Origin of the sequence: Escherichia sp. AM3 (assembly GCF_032029835.1) — a bacterium.
GTDB classification, from domain to species: Bacteria; Pseudomonadota; Gammaproteobacteria; order Enterobacterales; family Enterobacteriaceae; genus Escherichia; species Escherichia coli.
In genome coordinates this window covers 1-22439 of sequence record NZ_JAVUPQ010000041.1, presented here as the reverse complement: position 1 = coordinate 22439, position 22439 = coordinate 1, and the positions used below count along the sequence as shown (strand labels likewise).

Genomic DNA, 22439 nt, shown 5'->3' with positions numbered 1-22439 from the left:
GTGTGGCAGCGTAGCCAGACTCACCGTAAGCCTGAAATTCACACCAGATAATCAATATGCTGATGGCGTACCAGCTCATTGATCCGCTTAAGATTGAGGATCATCATGATATTGTGTTTATGGCAGTAGAACGTTTTTAGCGATATTTTCAGTTTCTCCAGAATATCTTCCGTTGTCATTTGATTCGCAATGCAGCTCAGAACCTGATGTTGCTTGCGCGAAAGTGACACAGCCGCTTCAGGCACAGAGCAGTAACTGCCATTGATGAGTGCGACAAAATCAATGATAGTGATAGTCCGCGGAACAAAGGCCACCGGCACTTTCCCCAGGCAGCGTTTAATATTAAAGGGGGAGAAAATAATGACATGGACAGGTTTTAATCGTTCAATTTGAGTGAGAAAATTAGAATGAAATACATTATTCATTAATGTATCAATAATGACGAAGGCATTCTGATGCAACATTACGTCGATCTCTTCTTCGTTCTGTATATGAACGACATTACCTTTACTCAGAATGTTTTTCATCGCGGTGAAGAACATCGTATCCCTGGTAATTATAAGAAACATAACCGACTCCTGGTGCGGACATTAACTTTATAATCAGTTTGCCAAAGGTAATTAACAGGACAGGGCTTATAATAATAATAGTTAGCTTACTGTGTATTAATTTGATGTAATGCATGATGCAGATGCTGAGAAAGCATCTGCATCTTTCGGTGGTGTTATTTGACCAGCTCAGGTGTTACCTGACTCACCGCATTGGTGTAGTAAGGCGCACCCCAGCCCGGTTCCGGCCAGAATGCACCATAGCCGTAATCCCACAGGTTATAGGTGGTATTAACCACTTCTCTCAAATGCCACACCTGGATGCCCTGCATATTCACTTCCAGGAAGTTATACGGGACTTTATTGATAAAGCCAGGTTGTTCACCCTGAATGGTGCCGAGGATGGTAACAAAGTGATTACGATAGTTCACTGGATCAAGGAAGCCGCTTTGTCTGGCGAGCAGTCGGCCCTGATAGTTGGCTTCAATATCAGGCTTCGCATAGCTATCCAACGGTAATACAGCGATTTCTAACAACGTATCCGTTTTGCCATTGATAACGTTGATAACCTTCCCACCAAAGCGCGCTTGTTGACCAACATATAACCCCGGCTGGTTATGAACAGCAACAAAACTTTTTTGAATATCAGGTTGGTTATTGCCTTTGATATTTTGCGGAATTGAACTACATGCGGCAAGCAAAAATGAAAGGCTGAGGATGAGTGCACCTTTTGTCATGTTCATGTTACTATCCTTATCAACAAATATTAAAACCATAATAGATATTTCTTTATAGTTTTCATCTGATTCTGAGGTGATATGCCTGATAGTAACGTAAACCTGTCTGATGTTTATATCCTTTCTGTTTAGGTGAACTCAGTTAATTTTGGGGCGTGACATGAATATCCATCACCCCATAATATAGTGCATTGTTTTAAAAGTACATAAAATCTATTTTTATTCAATGATTATAAAGTGCTAATAATCAATATTATGGTATTATATTCTGGTAATGATTTGATAAGCGAATTCTTTTACCAGATGGTATTTCTATTTCCACCCCATAATTTATATCTTTTTCATTAGGCAGTGGCCTCTTTAAATAAGGCGTGTGTGACATTTTTTTTGGGTTAAGCGTCTCGTATTGAAATACTTCGAATTGATATTCAGACATTTCTGCCCATGTTTGAATTTTATTGTATCGGGAGAGTGTCGTAAAGGCTTTAACTTGCTTATAACATTGTTTTTGGAATTCTTGCTGATATTTTAATATGTCATTGTATGAAAGATTGGTTATCCTGGCCTCTAAAAATTTAATTATTGTCGAAGCAATTTCCGCTTTTGCTCGTAAAAGGTTGTCATTAATGGTTAATAATGTTGAAAATAAACCTTCGATTTGTTTGTCAAGATATTGTCCATCTTTATATAATTTGGGGGTAGGGTGTTCTTTATGTAAAAAAATAGTGTCACCTAAATTTGCGTCAGTGAAATTTATATTAAGTAGATCTTCGAAATAAAACCTTGACAAGGTTAGAACGAACCCGGACAGGTTCTGTCCTGTCATATTGAAATCAATAAAGTTGGTTCCGGCAAAGACTTTCATCCTGTTTTTATTTTCACTGTGCTCAATATATAACTTCGTCATTTTTTGATACAGGCTTTGAATATCTTTTATATTAGTTGGTAAGTCAGCTCGTTGTTCAGCAATAAAATTAGTATCTGAAAACATGGTTTGGACACTGAATGTTATGGGTATTCCCTCTTCTACGCTAATTTTAGTTATGATTGCCTTGTCGGGTTTAGGATTAGCGACAACAATGATTCGACATTCAGCACTTTTGTTTTTTTCATATCTAATGTTATTAATCTGATTAAGTATTGATTGTGTCTGTTGCGTAAGTTGTGTCGAACTTATCGTTTCAATGTTAGTAATAAGACTTACAAGTTGAGCCACAACTTTTGAGTAGTCTGCATTTGTATATGTAGTGTTCGTGTGGCACGCATTAATTTGTTGAAGTTGGTGTTGCGCTAAATCATATTGATCAGAGATATATCCTTCTCCAGAGAATGTGGAATTAATGGGTTGTTGTTCTTCCCAATTATCGCAAGGCCACTTCGGTGTGTCTGGCGTTTTAGCATTATCGGTATTTGTTGTGCAGTTATAAATATCGCCGTGATATGTATTTATTATACCTGGGGTAAAGTCAATTGACATAAAATTCCTTATTCATCATTTGTTTTATGCTAAGATGTTTAAATTGGATAATTAGAACAGGAATGGATTTTCTTCTACACACAATAAATGTAATGCGTTATATCTTCCTGATATAATTACCTTTGATTTCCCTTTTATCTCCACCCGGTAATATTTGTGTGTAAAAAAAGGGTAGTGATAGTATCGTAAAGGAAATCGTTAACAACTATCAAAATGCGCTCATTTTAAAAAGTTATTATGTTCTCTGATAGTGTGTGAAGTGATTTTTTTTGTGATGTTTTAGATGTGTAATAATAAAATGGGTTAAGGTATCTTATAATTATTTAATAATTTGTTGTGTAAACCACTGATAAATCATAATCCAGTACGTCTTTAAACTACTGCGCTGTATCGCTGATAACTAAGCAGCTCACTGATACACCATGCTGGACGCGATAATTGGAATCTCACGCAGGGAGTACTGTGTAAATAGCAAAATCGCCTGATGCGCTACGCCTGTCAGGCCTACAAATAACATACTATTCATCGAATTTTCATAACTTTGTAGGTCGGATAAGACGCGCCAGCGTCGCATCCGACATAAATAAAGCGCACTTTTCTAACAACCTGTGGGGGGGATATCGCCGCTTTATTTCAGGCGCTTACCCGCTTCATCAACCACTTTCTCGCCATCTTCCTTGGAGAATGCGCCTTTTTGCGCATCTGTCAGAATTTCCAGCACCACTTCTGAAGGGCGGCACAGGCGAGTTCCCAGCGGCGTCACCACAATCGGGCGATTAATCAGAATCGGGTGCTGAAGCATAAAGTCGATTAACCGATCGTCAGTAAATTTATCTTCCGCAAGGCCCAGCTCCTCATACGGTTCGACGTTTTTACGCAGCAGCGCGCGTACGGAAATCCCCATATCGGCAATGAGTTTGACCAGTTCATCGCGCGTTGGCGGAGTTTCCAGATAATGGATAATGGTCGGTTCTGTGCCGCTGTTGCGGATCATCTCCAGCGTATTACGCGACGTGCCGCAGGCCGGGTTGTGATAAATGGTAATGTTGCTCATATCAGTATCTCATTACAAAGTGAAAGAGAGACGTAGCGCCAGCGCAGCCAGCGTCACAAACAGCACAGGCAGGGTCATGATAATCCCTGTACGGAAGTAATATCCCCAGCTGATAGTCATATTCTTCTGCGAAAGTACGTGCAGCCAGAGTAGCGTAGCCAGGCTACCAATTGGGGTAATTTTCGGTCCCAAATCGCAGCCAATCACATTGGCATAAACCATCGCTTCTTTGATAACGCCAGATGCCGTGCTGCCATCAATGGACAACGCGCCAACCAGTACCGTCGGCATATTGTTCATAATAGAAGAGAGGAAGGCGGTGAGGAATCCGGTGCCGAGCGTCGCGGCCCACAGGCCGTTATCCGCCAGCACGTTGAGTACGCCAGAAAGATATTCCGTTAATCCGGCATTGCGCAGGCCATAAACCACCAGATACATGCCGAGCGAGAAGATGACAATCTGCCAGGGGGCACCGCGCAGGACTTTACCCGTATTAATCGCATGACCGCGTTTAGCGACGACAAATAATATCAGCGCGCCCACAGCTGCAATGGCGCTCACCGGAATGCCGAGCGGTTCCAGGACGAAAAATCCCACCAGCAGAAGCAGTAAAACAACCCAGCCAGTTTTGAACGTAGCAGGATCTTTGATCGCTTCTGCGGGAGATTTCAGCAGCGCCATATCGTAGTTCTGCGGAATATCTTTGCGAAAATAGAGATGTAGCATCACCAGCGTGGCAACAATCGCGGCGATATCCACCGGCACCATCACCGAGGCGTATTCGCGAAAGCCGAGGCCAAAGAAATCAGCGGAAACGATATTCACCAGGTTGGAGACAATAAGTGGCAGGCTGGCGGTATCGGCAATGAATCCGGCCGCCATCACGAACGCCAGCGTAGTGCCTTTACTGAACCCTAAAGCCAGCAGCATGGCGATGACAATCGGTGTCAAAATAAGCGCCGCGCCATCATTGGCAAACAGGGCGGCAACGGCAGCACCGAGCAGGACAATCCAGGTAAACAGCAAGCGACCACGACCATTACCCCAGCGTGAGACGTGCAGCGCCGCCCATTCAAAAAAGCCGGACTCATCCAGCAGCAGGCTGATGATAATGACGGCGATAAACGCAGCCGTCGCGTTCCAGACGATATTCCACACCACCGGAATATCACCCGGATGGACCACGCCCGTAACTAACGCCAGTACTGCGCCGAGCGTTGCACTCCAGCCGATGCCTAAACCTTTCGGCTGCCAGATAACCAATACGATGGTCAGGACAAAGATAGCGCCTGCCAGTAACATAATGCCTCCCGGATAAAACACATCTGAAAATTCATATGTGTTTAGCTAAATTTTTAACTACAAATGTTCTTACTGTCCCCGGAACAGTTTTGTCGAGCCAGGTTGCGGACAATTGCCTGAATCTTTTCCTGTTCACATCGCCAGGCCTCATCAATAATTTTCGCCGCCCATGCTGGAATATGCGGTGATAAGCGGTAATGAACCCACTTACCTTGCTTGCGGTCCAGCAATAGCCCGCTTTCACGCAGCAATGCCAGGTGGCGGGAGATCTTGGGCTGCGACTGGTCGAGAGCAGTGCAGAGATCGCAGACGCATAACTCTCCCAGTTCGCTGAGCAGTAAAACGATGCCCAGACGGGTTTCATCAGCAAGAATTTTGAACAATTGGATGGGTAACAGAAATGACATATTGCGCTCCTGATTGTTGCAGGTAGTGTCTCTCTTCGAAGCGGATAAGTCAAAAACATATATGACTTAACGAATGTGTAAGTGCAGAGGAAGGTAATAGGTGTGAATTTTGAGTTGGCTATTCATTTGAAAGGAGGTCTGAATCAGGACGTAAAAAAACCGACTTTGCGTCGGTTTTTTACTTTCCAGCCCTGAGTTGGTGGCTCTGGCTGGAGTGAGAGAGTTCTTATCTAACAGCTCAATACTATTAGCCAGTGGCTAACATTGCAAGAATTAGCGATTTCTTCAGCTGGCGGAGGGAGCACTTCGGTATATATCGCAGTGACGATTTATATACTTTCACTGGGTCATCGTCATATTAAGCCTTGTCCGAATCCGGATGTAAAAAAACCGACTTTGCGTCGGTTTTTTACTTTCCAGCCCTGAGTTGGTGGCTCTGACTGGAGTGAGATAGCCATCATCTAACGCATCAATGCTAATACCATACTGAAACTATTGCAAGGACGTGCTGGTTTTATAACCTGCATGTACTGTATGATTATCCAGTTAGCTCTGAGGCATTTTCACTCTGGCAATGCGCATAAACGCTTTCAAAGTCCTGGTCAGAAGTACGGGTGGTGCCGTTAACTGATGCTCTGGCCGGAGTGAGAGAGTTCTTATCTAACAATGAGACATGCGCCGTGACAGGCAGTGGATGAGTAAGCGGATGCATTCTCACTCCATCGCATGGAGAAAACGGGTGATTGATAAAGCAATCATCGTTCTAGGGGCGTTAATTGCGCTGCTGGAACTGATCCGCTTTCTGCTTCAGCTTCTGAACTGATAGCGGAAACGTAATTAAGGGCTAAGAGCACACTACTCTTAGCCCTTTAACATTTAACGCATTGTCACGAACTCTTCTGCCGCCGTTGGGTGAATGGCGACGGTATTGTCGAAGTCTTTTTTGGTTGCCCCCATCTTCAGCGCCACCGCGAAGCCCTGCAACATTTCGTCCATACCAAAGCCAATGCCGTGAATACCGACAATCTTCTCTTCCGATCCAACGCACACCAGCTTCATGCGGCACGGCTGGCGGTGAGTGGTGACGGCGGTATACATCGCGGTGAAAGAGGATTTATACACTTTCACCTGATCGTCGCCATACTGCTCGCGCGCCTGCGGTTCCGTTAAACCAACAGTACCAATCGGCGGATGGCTGAAGACCACGGTCGGAATGTTGCTGTAATCCAGATGCTCATCCGGCTTGTTATTAAACAGGCGTTCAGAGAGACGGCGACCCGCTGCAACTGCTACCGGTGTCAGTTCTACTGCACCCGTGTTATCGCCGACCGCGTAAATACCTTCAACGTTGGTGTTTTGATATTTATCGACGACGATATAGCCTTTTTCGTTGGTTTTTACACCAGCGGCTTCCAGGTTGATGTTGTCATTGGCAGGCTCGCGACCAATCGCCCAAATCAGGCAATCCACCGTTTCACTGCGACCATCTTCCAGCTCCAGCGTCAGGCTACCATCGGCATTTTTCACTACCGCTTTCGGGATGGCGTTGGTATGCAACTGTGGGCCTTCGGCGTTCATCACTTCGACCAGCGTTTCAGAGATCATCGGGTCGAAGCTGCGCAGCGGCGCATGTTTACGCACAAACAGATGCGTTTTCGCGCCGAGGCCGTTAATCACGCCAGCCAGCTCAACGGCGATGTAACCCGCGCCAACAACCGCCACGCGCTCTGGCAAAGCAGGAAGGGCGAAGAAGCCATCGGAATCAATACCGTATTCCACGCCCGGAATATCCGGGTGGCTCGGACGACCGCCGGTGGCGATCAGAATATGATCGGCCGTGATGGTTTCACCGTTAACTTCCAGCGTTTTGGCATCAACGAAGCGGGCAAAGCCTTTGATTACATCAACGTTATTTTTACCGAGCACGTTTTCATAGGAAGTATGAATACGGTCGATATAGGCGGTACGGCTGGCGATCAACGTTTCCCAGTTGAATTTATTGATAGTGGTATCAAAACCATAATCCGGGCCGTACATATGGATCGCTTCACGGATTTGCGCCGCGTGCCACATCACTTTTTTCGGCACACAGCCAACATTTACGCAGGTGCCGCCCAGCTCTTTGGCTTCAATCAGCGCACATTTCTGGCCGTACATAGCCGCGCGGTTGATGGAGGCGATACCGCCGCTGCCGCCGCCGATGGCGATGTAATCATAGTGTTTAGTCATGACAAAGTGTCCTTATCGTTGATTACCGCGATTGTAGCGCGAGACGTAATAGGTGCCAGCAATGGCTGCAATTACTCCGGCACGATCCAGCTTACGGTGGCGTGCCCAGTGCCTGCCGGAACCAGTTTGCTGTGCAGCCACGGCAGCACGTTATTCATCTGTTGTTCCAGTTTCCACGGCGGGTTAATCACAATCATGCCGGAAGCGGTCATGCCACGGCGATCGCTGTCTGGCAGTACCGCCAGTTCAATTTGCAGAATTTTGCGAATACCGGTCGCTTCCAGATCGTGGATCATGCGCTTAATTTGCTGACGCAGCACCACCGGATACCACAGTGCGTAAATACCAGTGGCGAAACGTTTGTAACCTTCTGCTATCCCGCTGACCACCGCTTGATAGTCAGTTTTCATTTCATACGGCGGGTCGATAAGGATTAAACCACGGCGGGAAACCGGCGGCAGTTTGGCCTTAAGCTGCTGGAAACCGTCGGCTTTTTCGACACGCGCACGGCTATCTTTCTGAAATTCAGAACGCAACAACGGGTAATCGCTCGGGTGCAGTTCGGTCAGTTGCAGGCTGTCCTGTTCACGCAGTAGCAGGCGAGCAATCAACGGCGAACCGGGGTAGTAACGCAACTGACCGCTACGGTTGAAGTGTTTTACCACATTGATGTACGCCTCCAGTTCTGCGGGCAAATCGTCCTGCTGCCAGATACGGGCGATGCCTTCGAGATATTCGCCGGTACGCTCGGCATGTTCGCTGCCTAACTGATAACGCCCGGCCCCTGCGTGGGTGTCGAGATAGAGAAACGGTTTATCTTTCTCTTTCAGCGACTCGATGATCAGGCTCTGAACGGTATGTTTAAGGACGTCGGCGTGGTTGCCAGCGTGAAAGCTGTGGCGATAACTGAGCATGGGTAAAGGTGTTCCGGTAAGTAAAAATCGGCCCGTATTCGGGGCGCACAAAAGCGTATCAGGACAGTATACCGAAAAGAGGCCGCCGCCGCGAAAGCGTAACGTTTCTCATTGAAATTCACTACACTTAACCCCATGCTACACACATTATGTAAAGCGCCTGTTGAGCGCTTCCTTAACCTCTTTAACCAGGACTGCGCGAATGACGAATCCGTTACTGACTCCCTTTGAATTGCCTCCGTTTTCTAAAATTCTCCCGGAACATGTCGTTCCAGCCGTGACTAAGGCATTGAACGACTGCCGCGAAAACGTGGAGCGCGTAGTAGCGCAAGGGGCACCGTACACCTGGGAAAATCTCTGCCAGCCGCTGGCGGAAGTGGACGATGTGTTGGGGCGTATCTTCTCCCCGGTCAGCCACCTGAACTCGGTGAAAAATAGCCCGGAACTGCGTGAAGCCTACGAACAAACCCTGCCGCTGCTGTCGGAATACAGCACCTGGGTAGGGCAACATGAAGGGCTGTATAAAGCGTATCGCGACCTGCGCGATGGCGATCATTACGCCACGCTGAACACGGCGCAGAAGAAAGCGGTTGATAACGCACTGCGCGACTTTGAACTCTCTGGCATAGGTCTGCCGAAAGAGAAACAGCAGCGTTACGGCGAAATTGCGACCCGTCTTTCTGAACTGGGCAACCAGTACAGCAACAACGTCCTCGATGCGACAATGGGCTGGACCAAACTCGTTACCGACGAAGCGGAGCTGGCGGGGATGCCAGAAAGCGCGCTGGCTGCGGCAAAAGCCCAGGCCGAAGCGAAAGAGCTGGAAGGTTATTTGCTGACGCTGGATATCCCAAGCTACTTGCCGGTAATGACCTACTGCGACAACCAGGCTCTGCGTGAAGAGATGTATCGCGCTTACAGCACCCGCGCCTCCGATCAAGGCCCAAACGCCGGTAAATGGGATAACAGCAAGGTGATGGAAGAGATCCTCGCGCTGCGTCACGAACTGGCGCAACTGCTGGGCTTTGAAAACTACGCCTTTAAATCCCTTGCCACTAAAATGGCAGAAAACCCGCAGCAGGTGCTGGATTTCTTAACCGATCTGGCAAAACGCGCGCGTCCACAAGGCGAAAAAGAGCTGGCGCAATTGCGTGCCTTTGCCAAAGCCGAATTTGGCGTCGATGAGTTGCAGCCGTGGGATATCGCTTACTACAGCGAAAAACAAAAACAGCACCTCTACAGCATCAGTGACGAACAGCTGCGTCCGTACTTCCCGGAAAACAAAGCGGTTAACGGCCTGTTTGAAGTGGTTAAGCGTATTTACGGCATCACCGCTAAAGAGCGTAAAGATGTTGATGTCTGGCATCCGGATGTACGTTTCTTCGAACTGTATGACGAAAATAACGAACTGCGCGGTAGCTTCTACCTCGATCTGTATGCCCGTGAAAACAAGCGCGGCGGGGCGTGGATGGATGACTGCGTAGGCCAGATGCGTAAAGCTGATGGTTCTTTGCAAAAACCGGTCGCGTATTTGACTTGTAACTTCAACCGCCCGGTAAATGGTAAACCGGCGCTGTTCACTCACGACGAAGTGATCACCCTCTTCCACGAGTTCGGTCACGGCCTGCACCATATGCTGACCCGCATCGAAACCGCTGGTGTTTCCGGTATCAGCGGTGTGCCGTGGGATGCGGTCGAACTGCCGAGTCAGTTTATGGAAAACTGGTGCTGGGAGCCGGAGGCGCTGGCGTTTATCTCTGGTCACTATGAAACCGGCGAACCGCTGCCGAAAGAGTTGCTGGATAAAATGCTGGCGGCGAAGAACTACCAGGCGGCGCTGTTTATTCTGCGTCAGCTGGAGTTCGGCCTGTTTGATTTCCGCCTTCATGCCGAGTTCCGCCCGGATCAGGGGGCAAAAATCCTCGAAACTCTGGCAGAAATCAAGAAACTGGTTGCCGTGGTGCCATCTCCGTCCTGGGGCCGTTTCCCGCACGCTTTCAGCCATATTTTCGCCGGTGGTTATGCCGCAGGTTACTACAGCTACCTGTGGGCTGACGTACTGGCGGCAGATGCTTTCTCGCGCTTTGAGGAAGAGGGCATTTTCAACCGTGAAACCGGGCAGTCGTTCCTCGACAACATTCTGAGCCGTGGCGGTTCAGAAGAGCCGATGGATCTGTTCAAACGCTTCCGTGGTCGTGAACCGCAGCTGGATGCGATGCTGGAGCATTACGGCATTAAGGGCTGATCATTCAGTGAAAATCTGCTTAATTGATGAAACAGGCACCGGAGACGGTGCCTTATCTGTTCTGGCGGCCCGCTGGGGGCTGGAGCACGATGAAGACAACCTGATGGCGCTGGTGTTAACGCCGGAACATCTGGAATTGCGCAAGCGTGATGAGCCAAAACTTGGCGGCATCTTTGTTGATTTTGTTGGCGGAGCGATGGCGCACCGACGCAAATTCGGCGGTGGTCGCGGTGAGGCGGTGGCGAAAGCGGTGGGCATTAAAGGCGATTATTTGCCGGATGTGGTGGATGCCACTGCAGGACTTGGGCGCGATGCCTTTGTACTGGCTTCAGTCGGCTGCCGCGTGCGGATGCTGGAGCGTAATCCAGTGGTTGCCGCGCTACTCGACGACGGCCTGGCGCGTGGTTATGCGGATGCGGAAATCGGCGGCTGGTTGCAGGAGCGGTTGCAGTTAATTCACGCCTCCAGCCTGACGGCGCTGACTGATATTACCCCGCGCCCGCAGGTGGTTTATCTCGACCCGATGTTCCCGCATAAGCAGAAAAGCGCGCTAGTGAAAAAAGAGATGCGTGTCTTTCAGTCGCTGGTGGGACCGGATCTTGATGCCGATGGATTACTGGAGCCTGCACGCTTGCTGGCGACCAAACGCGTGGTGGTAAAGCGCCCGGACTACGCGCCACCGCTGGCGAATGTCGCCACGCCAAACGCGGTAGTCACTAAAGGGCATCGCTTTGATATCTATGCAGGTACGCCAGTGTAAAACTAAAACAGGGTAGCGATAACGCTACCCTGCTTTCTGCAAGAATAATTAATGGCTTTCCGGCGTCGCAATCATGCGTTTCAGCCACGGCACCATCAACAGCATCACTACTGCAACGCCCAGCGTGACCAGACCAATCTTACCAAACACGTTGGTATAGACGGGCAACGTCTCAAGCGGATCGGTAATGTTGTCCGGCACCGCGGTAAATGTTGCCACATAGCCGCCCAGCAAGAACGCGGCAGCCTGCGTCAGGAACCACATCCCGAGAATAAAGCCCATCAAATGCTGCGGCACCAGGGCAGCAATCATCGCCAGGCCAAGGGCGCTAATAAACAGTTCACCTAAGCTCTGGAATAAGTACACCAGCACGATAAACCATGGCGATGTCAGCCCTTGTGCATCCGCAAACCACATTCCCGCAGCTGCCGCCGTCAAAAAGCCCAGTGAGCACATAAACATGCCGAGAGTAAATTTCATCGGCATCGAGAGGTCTTTGCCTTTGTTACCCAGATGCGTGTAAATGCCTGCCAGTATTGGGCTGGCGAGTACCACCCAGAACGGGTTAAGCGCCTGGAAGCTGACCGGGTTGATGGAAAAACCGAGAATTTCATGATGCACGTTGTTGATGGCAAAGAAGTTCAGCGATGTTGGCATCTGGGCGTAGAGAATGTAAAACACCACCGCTTCGAGCATCAGGACAAAGGCGACAAACATTTTATTGCGCCCGGTTTTATCCAGCTTGAATGCCTGACGAAAGAAGATGATGGTGACGACGATGGAGAGAACAATCAGCACCAGATTGGCGACTTCTACGTTGTGCATCAGCCATGCGCATACGAAGATCATCACCACGCTGCCAAGTAACACGTACAACAGTTTGCTGAAGCTCATTGGCCGGAAGTCGGGTTCAGAACCAATGTCTTTCACCATTCCACGACAGGCGATGTAAACCAGTAATGCGATAATTAACCCCGCCCCGCACAGGTTGTAGGTGACTGAATAACCGAATCTATCAGCGATCACAGGGGCCAGCGATAACGCTATCAACGAGCCGATGTTGATCGACATATAGAACAGGGTGAATGCGCCATCAAGCCGCGGATCTTTCGGCGGATAGCACTTCGAAAGCAAGCTGGCTGGGTTAGCTTTAAACAGGCCGTTACCTACAGCGATAGTCCCCAGGGCGATGAAAATCAGGTCAGGCTTAAGTAGCGACATGCCGGTCATGAAGTAGCCAATCGCCAGCACAAGTGCACCAAGAACAATGGTGCGTTTGGTCCCCAGCAGGTGGTCGCCGACATAGCCGCCAATGGAAATGAGGCCATAGACCAGCGCAGCAAAAGCACCAAAAGTGACAAAAGCCTGCTCTTGCGAGAATCCAAGCTGTTTAACGAAGAAAACCGCCAGTACGCCCTGCACGCCGTAGTAGCCGAATCGCTCCCATAACTCGACAAAAAAGATCATGAAAAATGGGCGAGGTTGCTGCAGCATCCCCATGGGTGTTGTTGTATTCATATTTATTAACCTTCCAATACCATCCTGAAAAGTATGAACGCGTAAGGGATAACGCGCGAAAAAGTTTACATCTGTCAGAGATTCTTAATATTGATGCGGTGAATAGATTAATACACTATTACAACAGAAAATAACCAGCTGATCACACTAATGATGGAAAATATGATGGTGTTAAATATTGTATTGGCTGGGGATTTTGATTGCGAACGCAGACCGTAGGCCAGATAAGGTGTTTACGCTGGATCAGGTAACAAGGCGCGCCAAAAAGCAAAACGCCCGCATATGCGGGCGTTCAGGAACACGTCGTAGAGGGAAGATTATTCTTCTTCGTCGCGCAGCGGAACAATCAGCATATCAACGTGAACGGTGTTGATCAGCTGACGTGCGGAAGACATCAGTTTGCTCCAGAAGTCCTGGTGGTGACCACAAACCACCAGATCCATATCGTATTTCTTGATTGCATCGACCAGAACTTGGCCCAGGTCGCCGCTGCCGCTCAGGGTTTCAGTGATTGGGTAGCCTGCATTAGTGGAAAGCTCGGTCAGCGCATGATGTGTCTCTTCTGAGATGCGTTTCTGCATATCACCCAGATTCACATCAATAAGCCCGGTGTATAGGTCAGAGTAGTTTACATCTACGTGGATCAGAGAAACTTTCGCATTGTAGGGGCGAGCCATAGAGACTGCTTTCTCTACCAGAACTTTGCTTTCCGGGGAGAGATCGACCGCGATGAGAATGTGTTTATAAGCCATAGTGTTACTCCTTCCATAAAGTTGTCGATGACTGGCCAGCTAGCGTTTCTTGTGCCGTTACGTCACCCGCGTCCTGCGAACTACGTGCGCGGGGCTAACCCAGCCGTAAAGATTCAGTGTTAAGACCATCCTTACCTTATAGCGACCCGGATGATCCGTCAATCCGCCTTGCTTACCCGTTAGATAAACAAATTTTCGACATGAATATATTGATAGTGGTTAACCTTCTGGAAAAAAAACAACCTGATCTCCTACACTATCTATAGAGCCGCTCGGATGTTGGTCACCACAAAAGCGGTTTCTCCAGGACCTGGTGTTAACTGATTGGCAGCGTATCGGGAGCGGTAGCCCCGGGGTGGAACTCCGCGGGCAGGTCGCCGGGGAGGAGGTATGATAAGCACCGTCGCATTATTTTGGGCTTTATGTGTCGTTTGCATTGTTAACATGGCGCGCTATTTCTCATCACTACGCGCGTTGTTAGTGGTACTGCGTAACTGCGATCCATTGCTCTATCAATATGTTGATGGAGGGGGCTTTTTTACCTCACATGGCCAACCCAACAAACAGGTGCGTCTCGTTTGGTATATCTATGCCCAACGTTATCGCGATCATCACGATGATGAATTTATTCGCCGCTGTGAGCGGGTGCGTCGGCAGTTTATTCTGACCAGCGCATTGTGTGGTCTGGTGGTGGTCAGCCTGATTGCATTGATGATTTGGCATTAAGCACTTCAGCAATAATAACGTATAAAAAAAGCGGGCCAGTAAACTGACCCGCTCGAGACTGATTACAAACGCAAAATTGCCTGATGCGCTACGCTTATCAGGCCTACATAATCTCTGCAATCTATTGAATTTGCATGTTTTTGTAGGCCGGATAAGGCGTTCACGCCGCATCCGGCATGAACAAAGCGCACTATGTCAACAATCTGAAGCGGGCCAGCTGACCCGCTCGTTTTGGTGTGTACGATTACAGGAACTGCAAGGAGAGCCAGTACAGCCCGCCGGAAAGCAGTACCGCAGCCGGAAGGGTAAACACCCAGGCCATCAGAATACTGGTTACGGTTTTACGCTGTAAGCCGCCGCCATCTACCACCATCGTCCCCGCGACAGAAGAGGAGAGTACGTGAGTAGTGGAAACCGGCATCCCGGTATAACTCGCCAGGCCGATAGACACTGCCGCCGTCATCTGGGCAGACATCCCCTGAGCGTAGGTCATGCCTTTCTTACCGATTTTCTCACCGATAGTCGTTGCCACACGACGCCAGCCAATCATCGTACCGATACCTAACGCCAGCGCGACCGCCATGATGATCCACACCGGTGCATACTCGATGGTGCTAAGCATGTCGGACTTCAGTTTCTTCAACAGGCGCTGATCGTCAGCACTCACGCCAGGCATCTTCACCACTTTGTCGATAGTGTCAGAAACGCACAGCATAATGCGGCGCATCTGGCTACGTTGATCAAGCGACAGCTTGTCGTAGCTTTCCACATCGGTAGTCAACATGCCTTTCAGGCGGTTGAGCGCGTTAATGGTATTCGACGGATGGCAATGGAACTCCGCGGGTTGCGTTGCGCCAGCTTCCGGAGCCGGTACTAACTGATCAGCACCGGTAGCCTGTTTCAGCAGCGCAGGATGCTGCTCAAAGTAAGCTTCGACGTTGTTGATGGCATCACGGGTACGGGTGATTTCGTAGCCAGTGGCATTCATATTCACCACGAAGCCTGCTGGTGCGACGCCAATCAATACCAACATAACCAGACCAATGCCTTTCTGACCATCGTTCGCGCCGTGCGAAAACGCCACGCCGATAGCGGAAAGGATCAGCGCAATACGCGTCCAGAACGGCGGCTTTTTCTTGCCGTCTTTCTTTTCACGCTCCGCTGGGGTCAGGTGGATACGGGCGCGTTTCTTGGTGCCGCTCCAGTAGCGACGCAGCAAGAAAATCAGACCGCCAGCAAACACCAGGCCGACAATAGGGGAAACGATCAGAGAACCGAAAATACTTAATACTTTCGGGATATTGAGTGCATCCACCACTGACGTCCCGGTCATCAACGCATTGGTTAAACCAATCCCGATGATCGCGCCAATCAGCGTATGAGAGCTGGATGCAGGTAAACCAAAGTACCAGGTACCCAGGTTCCAGATAATCGCCGCCAGCAACATAGAGAACACCATGGCAAGGCCATGAGACGATCCCATATTAAGCAGCAGATCCGTCGGCAGCATATGCACAATGGCATAGGCAACACTCAGACCACCCAGCAAAACACCCAAAAAGTTGAACACCGCCGCCATAACCACGGCGAGCTGAGAACGCATCGCGCGGGTATAGATAACGGTTGCCACGGCGTTGGCTGTGTCATGGAAACCATTGATGGCTTCGTAGAACAGCACAAAAGCCAGTGCAAGCAATAATAACAGCCCGGTATGCAAATCCAGGCCAGCAAACAAATGTAGCATAGGACGTTACGCCATTTTGAGGACATGAACGCGGCGCATTATCAGTGACTTTCGCGGCGCGGGCAAAGTGAAATATAGACTTTTTTTGATTTGCCTCCTGTATGGATTTCACTCAAAAAATAATTATCTTATATAATTCAGGCAAATACTTCCTTTTAGTAATATTGATGCTGGTGCGACCACTGAGGAATCTTTACAATTCACGCCCGTTTTTTCTAAGAGGAGCGCAACGTGGAAAGGTTTGATGCCATTATTATAGGCGCTGGTGCGGCGGGTATGTTCTGTTCTGCGCTGGCAGGTCAGGCAGGACGCCGGGTTCTGCTGATCGATAATGGTAAAAAACCAGGGCGCAAAATCCTTATGTCTGGCGGTGGGCGCTGCAACTTTACCAACCTTTATGTCGAACCAGGCGCTTATCTGAGCCAGAATCCGCATTTTTGTAAGTCTGCACTCGCGCGTTTTACCCAGTGGGATTTCATTGATCTGGTCAATAAACACGGCATCGCCTGGCACGAGAAAACGTTAGGACAACTCTTCTGCGATGACTCCGCGCAGCAGATTGTCGACATGCTGGTGGATGAGTGCGAGAAGGGCAATGTAACCTTCAGATTGCGTAGCGAAGTGCTGAGTGTGGCGAAGGATGAAACAGGCTTCACGCTTGAACTGAACGGCATGACTGTCGGTTGCGAAAAGCTGGTCATCGCGACCGGTGGGCTGTCAATGCCGGGGCTGGGCGCGTCGCCGTTTGGTTATAAGATTGCCGAACAATTTGGCCTCAACGTGCTGCCGACCCGTGCGGGTCTGGTGCCATTCACTCTGCATAAACCGTTGCTCGAAGAGTTACAGGTGCTGGCGGGCGTGGCGGTGCCTTCCGTGATTACCGCTGAAAACGGCATCGTTTTCCGTGAGAACTTACTCTTCACCCATCGCGGCTTGTCTGGACCGGCGGTGTTGCAGATTTCAAGCTACTGGCAACCGGGTGAATTTGTCAGTATCAATCTGCTACCTGATGTGGACCTCGAAACCTTCCTGAATGAGCAGCGTAACGCACATCCGAATCAGAGCCTGAAAAACACACTGGCGGTTCATCTACCGAAGCGGTTGGTTGAACGCTTACAGCAACTCGGGCAAATCCCGGATGTTTCGCTAAAACAGCTCAACGTGCGTGACCAACAGGCACTGATTAGCACATTGACCGACTGGCGCGTACAACCCAACGGCACTGAAGGCTATCGCACTGCCGAAGTGACGCTCGGCGGCGTGGACACCAACGAACTCTCTTCACGGACGATGGAAGCGCGCAAAGTGCCTGGGCTGTACTTCATCGGCGAAGTGATGGACGTCACCGGCTGGCTGGGGGGCTATAACTTCCAGTGGGCGTGGTCGAGTGCATGGGCTTGTGCGCAGGATTTGATTGCAGCGAAGTCGTCCTGACCTGTTACCTAAAGATGAAAATTATTAGAGCCGCATTAAAAATGAGCTAATTTTGATAGTGGCTATCTTGTGATTATTTTCTAATGAGCCCGTGAACTGAAACCCTCCAGGCTTAATATAAGGTGGAAGGAAAGGTGATTGAAAACTCACCCAGTGGCCAGATCTTTATAAAATATGAACAGGCTGAAAAAGACAGTAACTTTGTTGTTTTTTTATCCTTAACCACTATGCATTAATGCTGCGTTATTTCATGATGCCTAAGAAAAACCAGCGTTACGCAAATGGTCAACGCTGGTTTTATCCGGTACGTTGCAATTATTTTTTAGCAGAACCTGCTTCTAATATTGAAACGATTGAGAACAACGTAAAGCATACCGCTCCCAAACCGACCAAAACCCGCGAAGGAATAAAATATCCCATGTCGGTCTGCGCCATTTCCGCAAGAAACGATGCCAGGAAAAGGCAAAACAGGCAGGTGAAGACGGGAATCATCGGTATTCTGTTGGCTAACGAACAGGTACGTCTCCATACCAGTGCCAGTAGCCAGACTTTTGAGAATATGCTGTAACAGATCATTCCGAGGCAAATAAGAATAATGCCGGGAGCCAGTCGGGCGCTTGCATCGGAACTGACTAAGACGTATATCCCCTGCAGTACCGTGATTGAGCCGAGAAAAATAACCCAATAACACCACAGCCAGTGTTCTTTAGTTGAAAACGTATTACGTGTTTGATGGACAATTGTGGCAACAAGGCCAATTAGACAGGCACAGATTGCGGTTAACCCAAGCAATACGTGACCCGCGACATAATGCGGAGTTATGTCAGCACTACGTAACAGCGTAATAGACCAAATGAAACCGAGCAGGGTGAGTAAAACGGGAACGGCAATGAGGCAGTTACCGATTAATGAAGAATAAGCCTGTACCGGTGTTCCGTCGCTCTTGCTCCCCGCTGCATTTTTGGGAATGAGCAGAAAGTGACCGGATGACGCTGCCACCGTCGATACACAGGCGGCAATCATACCAACGCCGAAAATAACATGGCCGGCGACAAACTCGTCTGCCATCACATCATTGCCTGCTAACAGTGCCCAACCCCATATCATGGTGATAATTGACCCCGCATAGCCAATAATGGGGAACAATGTATTGTAAAACGTATTAACGCCGCGCGTGAGCTGCGAAATGATAATAAATGCGGTAGTGAATAATGCCAGGCATATGGCCGCCAGAGAAATCAGCACATGACCCGCGACGAAATACTCGCTTTGCCCTGAACTTTCCAGCACAAAGCCACCTAACGCGATACAAATTAAGCCCATAATCAAAGGGATTAATTTGAAAAGCCACCCGATATATATGTTCACTTTAAACTCCTCAGGTATCCCTGCTAATATTGAAATATGCATTAATGATAATTTCATCCTGTTAATATAATGACGAGATATCATTAAAGACAAATGCATAGCATAACTATAGCGGGGTTTACTTTGCAGAGCGCTACTTTTCAGCGTTCAAAAGGCCATGATAAATAAAAATTTATCCTAAGATTAATTCTTATGCTGTTGTTTTTTACAATTATCTTCCAGGGAGGGATTATTCTTCATTATTTGGTAAAAGACCGGATAGTCTCGGTGCTTAAAATCAGCGAACATATAAGTATTATTATTTTATATCGTCGTAAATCTGTTTTTCAGACAAGTATCATTTATTTTGTTACAAACAATTCAAAAATATCACAGGTTATTTATGAAAGCAATTGACAATCAGATTAGAAACATCTCTTCAAGCCATCAAGATAAGCATTCAGATAAAGTTAACAGTCATCAACACCATGGCAAGGTTGATAAAACACATCGTGCAAAGATAGTTGAATTTGATAAACTGGATAATGATTCGCAAATAGATAACGATTTTGGCCTGCATATCATCTATTTCCTGCAACATGGTCACTGGAAGGTAAATGATCGTAGTCACCAGATGGAGAAAGTATGGTTTTACAATAGTGAACCTTCTATAGATATTCAAGAATATAATAGATTCGCCGACAATACTACTGATACGTTTATCTTTACAATTATACCAGACAATAACCATGTGTTAAAATTATCGTCTCCCATTACCGTTACTGTTGAGTGTAAGGGCGGTTATTATTTTATTAATTCCTCTGGAGATAAATCAGATATAATTTATAAAGTTGATGGGCTTTCTATCATAGCGAGAAATTTCTTTACTCTTCTTAGTGGTAATTTCAAACCTGACTGGCGTTGGGATGTCTCTAAGGAGACGTTTACTAAGGAAAAGTTTGATAGCTATGTTAGATCTGTGTTTTCAAAAATAGACTTCTATAAACAGTGTGGTGTGATTAACCCACAAAATGCCAACACGGCTTATTTTGGCGATACAGATGGAAGAGTAGGCGCTGTACTTTATGCATTGCTCGTTTCAGGGCATATAGGCATCAGGGAAAAGGGTTGGAGTTTATTATGTGAATTATTAAAACACGAAGAGATGGCTTCATCTGCATACAAACATAAAAATAATAAAGTGCTCTACGATTTATTAAATACGAGAGACATGATCTTGAATGAGTTGCATCAACATGTTTTTTTAAAGGACGATGCGATAACCCCTTGTATCTTCCTTGGGGATCATACAGGCGATAGATTTAGTACTATTTTTGGTGATAAATATATCCTTACTTTGCTAAATTCTATGCGAAATATGGAGGGTAATAAAGATAGCCGTATTAATAAAAATGTCGTCGTTCTGGCTGGAAATCATGAAATCAATTTTAATGGTAACTATACTGCACGACTAGCAAATCATAAACTCTCTGCCGGTGATACGTATAACTTAATTAAAACGCTCGATGTTTGTAATTATGACTCAGAAAGGCAAGTTTTAACCAGTCATCACGGAATAATAAGAGATGAAGAAAAAAAATGTTATTGTCTCGGTGCTTTGCAGGTTCCATTTAATCAGATGAAAAATCCTACTGATCCTGAGGAATTAGCCAATATTTTTAATAAAAAACATAAAGAACACATGGATGATCCTCTATTCCATCTAATCCGAAGCAATACTTTGAAACCCACACCTGTATATGCTAATTATTTTGATAACACTACTGATTTCAGACCAGCACGTAAACGTATCTTCATATGTGGGGAGACACTCAAAGGTGAAGACCCCAGCAAATACATTAGACAAAAATATGGGCATCATGGGGTCGGGGTAGATCAGAATCAACAATTTGATAATGGTATTATGGGGCTAAATTCCCTGAAGGAAGCACGTGATAAAAATAATAAAATAATTTATTCCTCAGGGCTTAGTTGTTTTCAATCTCATTAAAACTCCATGAATACGGTGGTATGTCTTTTTAATCCTGCCAGTATTTCATAGGTTTTATTAATCGATTGTAGAGGTATGTACTGATGACGCCTCTACAATCTTTAGGGACTTTCTCTGCTATGAGATAAGAAATTTCATATTATGCTTTAAGGCTGAATGATTTGTGCAAAATATAATTATTTTTCCATCGAATATGAGGTGTATGTCATAAGATAAAATGTTAACTATGTATTCCTCGCGGTGAATAATATGAGGTAAAAGATGAAAATTGGAACTGTGGCAGGCACTAACGGCAGTACAACGACAATCGCAACAAATGATATGGTGCAAGAGCATGTTACCAACTTCACTAAAGAACTGTTTGGGTATATTGCAAATGGTATAGGTGATGATATATCAAGTATTGCCAGGACAATGCTCGGTGAAGTTGTAGAAAAAATTGATGATTGGCAAATAGAACGTTTCCAACAATCTATTCAAGATGACAAAATTTCATTTACCATACAAACGAATCATTCAAAAAAATATAGTATGCTATCGGGCATGCGCGCTCATATTCTACGTAGGGATAATAATTATCAGTTTATTGTGACAATTAATAGTATAAATTACGGCTGCTATCTTGATAATACCGATATTAATTGGTGCAGCATTGTTTATTTACTTAATAATATGACAGTAAATGATGATGCTAATGATGTTGCAGTTACTGAGTCGTACAAACCCATCTGGAACTGGAAAATATCGCAATACAATGTATTTGATATTAAATTCGAAACAATGATAAAACCCCAGTTCGCTGACAGAACCTATTTCTCCAATTGTTCACCTGTTGATCCCACAAGTACCAGGCCGACCTATTTTGGCGATACCGATGGCTCAGTCGGTGCAGTTTTGTACGCGCTTTTTGCAACGGGACATTTGGGAATCATGGCTGAAGGAGAAAATTTCCTTAGCCAGTTGCTTAATATAGAAGATGAAGTTCTCAACGTATTGCTAAGGGAGAACTTTAATGAGCAACTTGACACTAATGTTAATATAATAATCAGTATCCTGAACAGAAGAGACATTGTTTTAGAAAGTCTTCAGCCTTATTTGGTTATTAATAAAGACGCAGTCACGCCATGTACGTTTCTGGGCGACCAGACTGGCGATCGATGGTAATGACTCCAACTTATTGATAGTGTTTTATGTTCAGATAATGCCCGATGACTTTGTCATGCAGCTCCACCGA

19 protein-coding genes and 2 pseudogenes are annotated in these 22439 nt (G+C 47.0%); 8 read left to right on the top strand and 13 right to left on the bottom strand.

The window, feature by feature from the left end:
* Nucleotides 1-38 precede the first annotated feature (38 nt).
* The 6 genes from RTW80_RS15140 to arsR form a co-directional block, all read right to left on the bottom strand.
* A complete protein-coding gene (locus RTW80_RS15140; protein WP_128465068.1) occupies nt 39-569 on the bottom strand; it encodes a LuxR C-terminal-related transcriptional regulator in 531 nt (176 codons plus the stop codon).
* A 155-nt stretch (nt 570-724) separates the two neighbouring features.
* Entirely contained in the window at nt 725-1291 is a 567-nt protein-coding gene (slp, locus tag RTW80_RS15135; RefSeq protein WP_001057453.1) for an outer membrane lipoprotein Slp, read from the bottom strand.
* Between the two features lie 247 nt (nt 1292-1538).
* A complete protein-coding gene (locus RTW80_RS15130) occupies nt 1539-2762 on the bottom strand; it encodes a hypothetical protein (RefSeq protein ID WP_000020604.1) in 1224 nt (407 codons plus the stop codon).
* A 628-nt stretch (nt 2763-3390) separates the two neighbouring features.
* Nucleotides 3391-3816 carry a glutaredoxin-dependent arsenate reductase gene (gene arsC, locus RTW80_RS15125; protein WP_032247936.1) on the bottom strand — a complete coding sequence of 142 codons (426 nt, stop codon included), beginning with the start codon at nt 3814-3816 and terminating at the stop codon, nt 3391-3393.
* A 12-nt stretch (nt 3817-3828) separates the two neighbouring features.
* Nucleotides 3829-5118 carry an arsenite/antimonite:H(+) antiporter ArsB gene (gene arsB, locus RTW80_RS15120; RefSeq protein WP_000922639.1) on the bottom strand — a complete coding sequence of 430 codons (1290 nt, stop codon included), beginning with the start codon at nt 5116-5118 and terminating at the stop codon, nt 3829-3831.
* Between the two features lie 53 nt (nt 5119-5171).
* Entirely contained in the window at nt 5172-5525 is a 354-nt protein-coding gene (arsR, locus tag RTW80_RS15115) for an As(III)-sensing metalloregulatory transcriptional repressor ArsR (protein ID WP_000008955.1), read from the bottom strand.
* Between the two features lie 739 nt (nt 5526-6264).
* On the opposite strand from arsR, the gene dinQ reads away from it, so the two are divergent.
* Nucleotides 6265-6348 (top strand): damage-inducible type I toxin DinQ, encoded by an 84-nt coding sequence (gene dinQ / locus RTW80_RS15110; RefSeq protein WP_001295215.1) that lies wholly within the window; start codon nt 6265-6267, stop codon nt 6346-6348.
* 53 nt (nt 6349-6401) lie between these two features.
* On the opposite strand, the gene gorA is transcribed toward dinQ, so the two are convergent.
* Together gorA and rlmJ are read right to left on the bottom strand one after the other, a co-directional pair.
* Nucleotides 6402-7754, bottom strand: a complete 1353-nt coding sequence (gene gorA, locus RTW80_RS15105) for a glutathione-disulfide reductase (protein ID WP_000160812.1) — start codon at nt 7752-7754, stop codon at nt 6402-6404.
* 71 nt (nt 7755-7825) lie between these two features.
* Complete coding sequence (gene rlmJ, locus RTW80_RS15100) at nt 7826-8668, bottom strand: 23S rRNA (adenine(2030)-N(6))-methyltransferase (protein ID WP_001300574.1); 843 nt, start codon at nt 8666-8668, stop codon at nt 7826-7828.
* 202 nt (nt 8669-8870) lie between these two features.
* Between rlmJ and prlC the strand changes: the two genes are divergently transcribed.
* Nucleotides 8871-10913 (top strand): oligopeptidase A, encoded by a 2043-nt coding sequence (gene prlC / locus RTW80_RS15095; RefSeq protein WP_001298719.1) that lies wholly within the window; start codon nt 8871-8873, stop codon nt 10911-10913.
* A gap of 7 nt (nt 10914-10920) precedes the next feature.
* Nucleotides 10921-11673 carry a 16S rRNA (guanine(1516)-N(2))-methyltransferase RsmJ gene (gene rsmJ, locus RTW80_RS15090; protein WP_000686620.1) on the top strand — a complete coding sequence of 251 codons (753 nt, stop codon included), beginning with the start codon at nt 10921-10923 and terminating at the stop codon, nt 11671-11673.
* A gap of 48 nt (nt 11674-11721) precedes the next feature.
* Here rsmJ and dtpB read toward each other — a convergent pair whose 3' ends face one another.
* On the bottom strand, nt 11722-13191 hold the full coding sequence (gene dtpB / locus RTW80_RS15085; protein WP_001098652.1) for a dipeptide/tripeptide permease DtpB: 1470 nt from the start codon (nt 13189-13191) through the stop codon (nt 11722-11724).
* A 175-nt stretch (nt 13192-13366) separates the two neighbouring features.
* On the opposite strand from dtpB, the pseudogene RTW80_RS15080 reads away from it, so the two are divergent.
* Nucleotides 13367-13432 (top strand): annotated as a pseudogene (locus RTW80_RS15080) (hypothetical protein); the annotation flags it as partial.
* Between the two features lie 76 nt (nt 13433-13508).
* On the opposite strand, the gene uspA reads toward RTW80_RS15080, so the two are convergent.
* On the bottom strand, nt 13509-13943 hold the full coding sequence (gene uspA / locus RTW80_RS15075; protein WP_000323571.1) for a universal stress protein UspA: 435 nt from the start codon (nt 13941-13943) through the stop codon (nt 13509-13511).
* Between the two features lie 390 nt (nt 13944-14333).
* On the opposite strand from uspA, the gene uspB reads away from it, so the two are divergent.
* Entirely contained in the window at nt 14334-14669 is a 336-nt protein-coding gene (gene uspB / locus RTW80_RS15070) for a universal stress protein UspB (protein WP_000626187.1), read from the top strand.
* Between the two features lie 244 nt (nt 14670-14913).
* On the opposite strand, the gene pitA is transcribed toward uspB, so the two are convergent.
* Nucleotides 14914-16413 (bottom strand): inorganic phosphate transporter PitA, encoded by a 1500-nt coding sequence (pitA, locus tag RTW80_RS15060; RefSeq protein WP_000902780.1) that lies wholly within the window; start codon nt 16411-16413, stop codon nt 14914-14916.
* A gap of 231 nt (nt 16414-16644) precedes the next feature.
* On the opposite strand from pitA, the gene RTW80_RS15055 reads away from it, so the two are divergent.
* Entirely contained in the window at nt 16645-17847 is a 1203-nt protein-coding gene (locus RTW80_RS15055) for an NAD(P)/FAD-dependent oxidoreductase (protein WP_000439180.1), read from the top strand.
* Nucleotides 17848-18162: 315 nt separating this feature from the next.
* Here the strand turns inward: RTW80_RS15055 and RTW80_RS15050 are convergent, their stop codons facing one another.
* Nucleotides 18163-19215, bottom strand: coding sequence for a DUF2776 domain-containing protein (locus RTW80_RS15050; RefSeq protein ID WP_001028905.1), 1053 nt, complete (start codon nt 19213-19215; stop codon nt 18163-18165).
* A 382-nt stretch (nt 19216-19597) separates the two neighbouring features.
* Here RTW80_RS15050 and RTW80_RS15045 point away from each other — a divergent pair, with 382 nt between their 5' ends.
* Both RTW80_RS15045 and RTW80_RS15040 read left to right on the top strand, forming a co-directional pair.
* Nucleotides 19598-21205 (top strand): YhiJ/YhiL family protein, encoded by a 1608-nt coding sequence (locus RTW80_RS15045; protein ID WP_000643703.1) that lies wholly within the window; start codon nt 19598-19600, stop codon nt 21203-21205.
* A 261-nt stretch (nt 21206-21466) separates the two neighbouring features.
* Nucleotides 21467-22366: pseudogene (locus RTW80_RS15040) on the top strand (DUF4049 domain-containing protein); the annotation flags it as partial.
* Nucleotides 22367-22379: 13 nt separating this feature from the next.
* On the opposite strand, the gene RTW80_RS31400 reads toward RTW80_RS15040, so the two are convergent.
* Nucleotides 22380-22439: IS1 family transposase (locus RTW80_RS31400; protein WP_071528444.1), on the bottom strand; the 60-nt coding region annotated here is incomplete at its 5' end.

Excerpts from the sequence above, each read along its gene's own strand:
- arsR (WP_000008955.1), bottom strand. The coding sequence starts at position 5,525 with ATGTCATTTCTGTTACCCATCCAATTGTTCAAAATTCTTGCTGATGAA.
- rlmJ (WP_001300574.1), bottom strand. The coding sequence starts at position 8,668 with ATGCTCAGTTATCGCCACAGCTTTCACGCTGGCAACCACGCCGACGTC.
- RTW80_RS15130 (WP_000020604.1), bottom strand. The coding sequence starts at position 2,762 with ATGTCAATTGACTTTACCCCAGGTATAATAAATACATATCACGGCGAT.
- slp (WP_001057453.1), bottom strand. The coding sequence starts at position 1,291 with ATGAACATGACAAAAGGTGCACTCATCCTCAGCCTTTCATTTTTGCTT.
- prlC (WP_001298719.1), top strand. The coding sequence starts at position 8,871 with ATGACGAATCCGTTACTGACTCCCTTTGAATTGCCTCCGTTTTCTAAA.
- RTW80_RS15045 (WP_000643703.1), top strand. The coding sequence starts at position 19,598 with ATGAAAGCAATTGACAATCAGATTAGAAACATCTCTTCAAGCCATCAA.
- arsC (WP_032247936.1), bottom strand. The coding sequence starts at position 3,816 with ATGAGCAACATTACCATTTATCACAACCCGGCCTGCGGCACGTCGCGT.
- pitA (WP_000902780.1), bottom strand. The coding sequence starts at position 16,413 with ATGCTACATTTGTTTGCTGGCCTGGATTTGCATACCGGGCTGTTATTA.
- uspA (WP_000323571.1), bottom strand. The coding sequence starts at position 13,943 with ATGGCTTATAAACACATTCTCATCGCGGTCGATCTCTCCCCGGAAAGC.
- RTW80_RS15140 (WP_128465068.1), bottom strand. The coding sequence starts at position 569 with ATGTTTCTTATAATTACCAGGGATACGATGTTCTTCACCGCGATGAAA.
- arsB (WP_000922639.1), bottom strand. The coding sequence starts at position 5,118 with ATGTTACTGGCAGGCGCTATCTTTGTCCTGACCATCGTATTGGTTATC.
- uspB (WP_000626187.1), top strand. The coding sequence starts at position 14,334 with ATGATAAGCACCGTCGCATTATTTTGGGCTTTATGTGTCGTTTGCATT.
- dtpB (WP_001098652.1), bottom strand. The coding sequence starts at position 13,191 with ATGAATACAACAACACCCATGGGGATGCTGCAGCAACCTCGCCCATTT.
- gorA (WP_000160812.1), bottom strand. The coding sequence starts at position 7,754 with ATGACTAAACACTATGATTACATCGCCATCGGCGGCGGCAGCGGCGGT.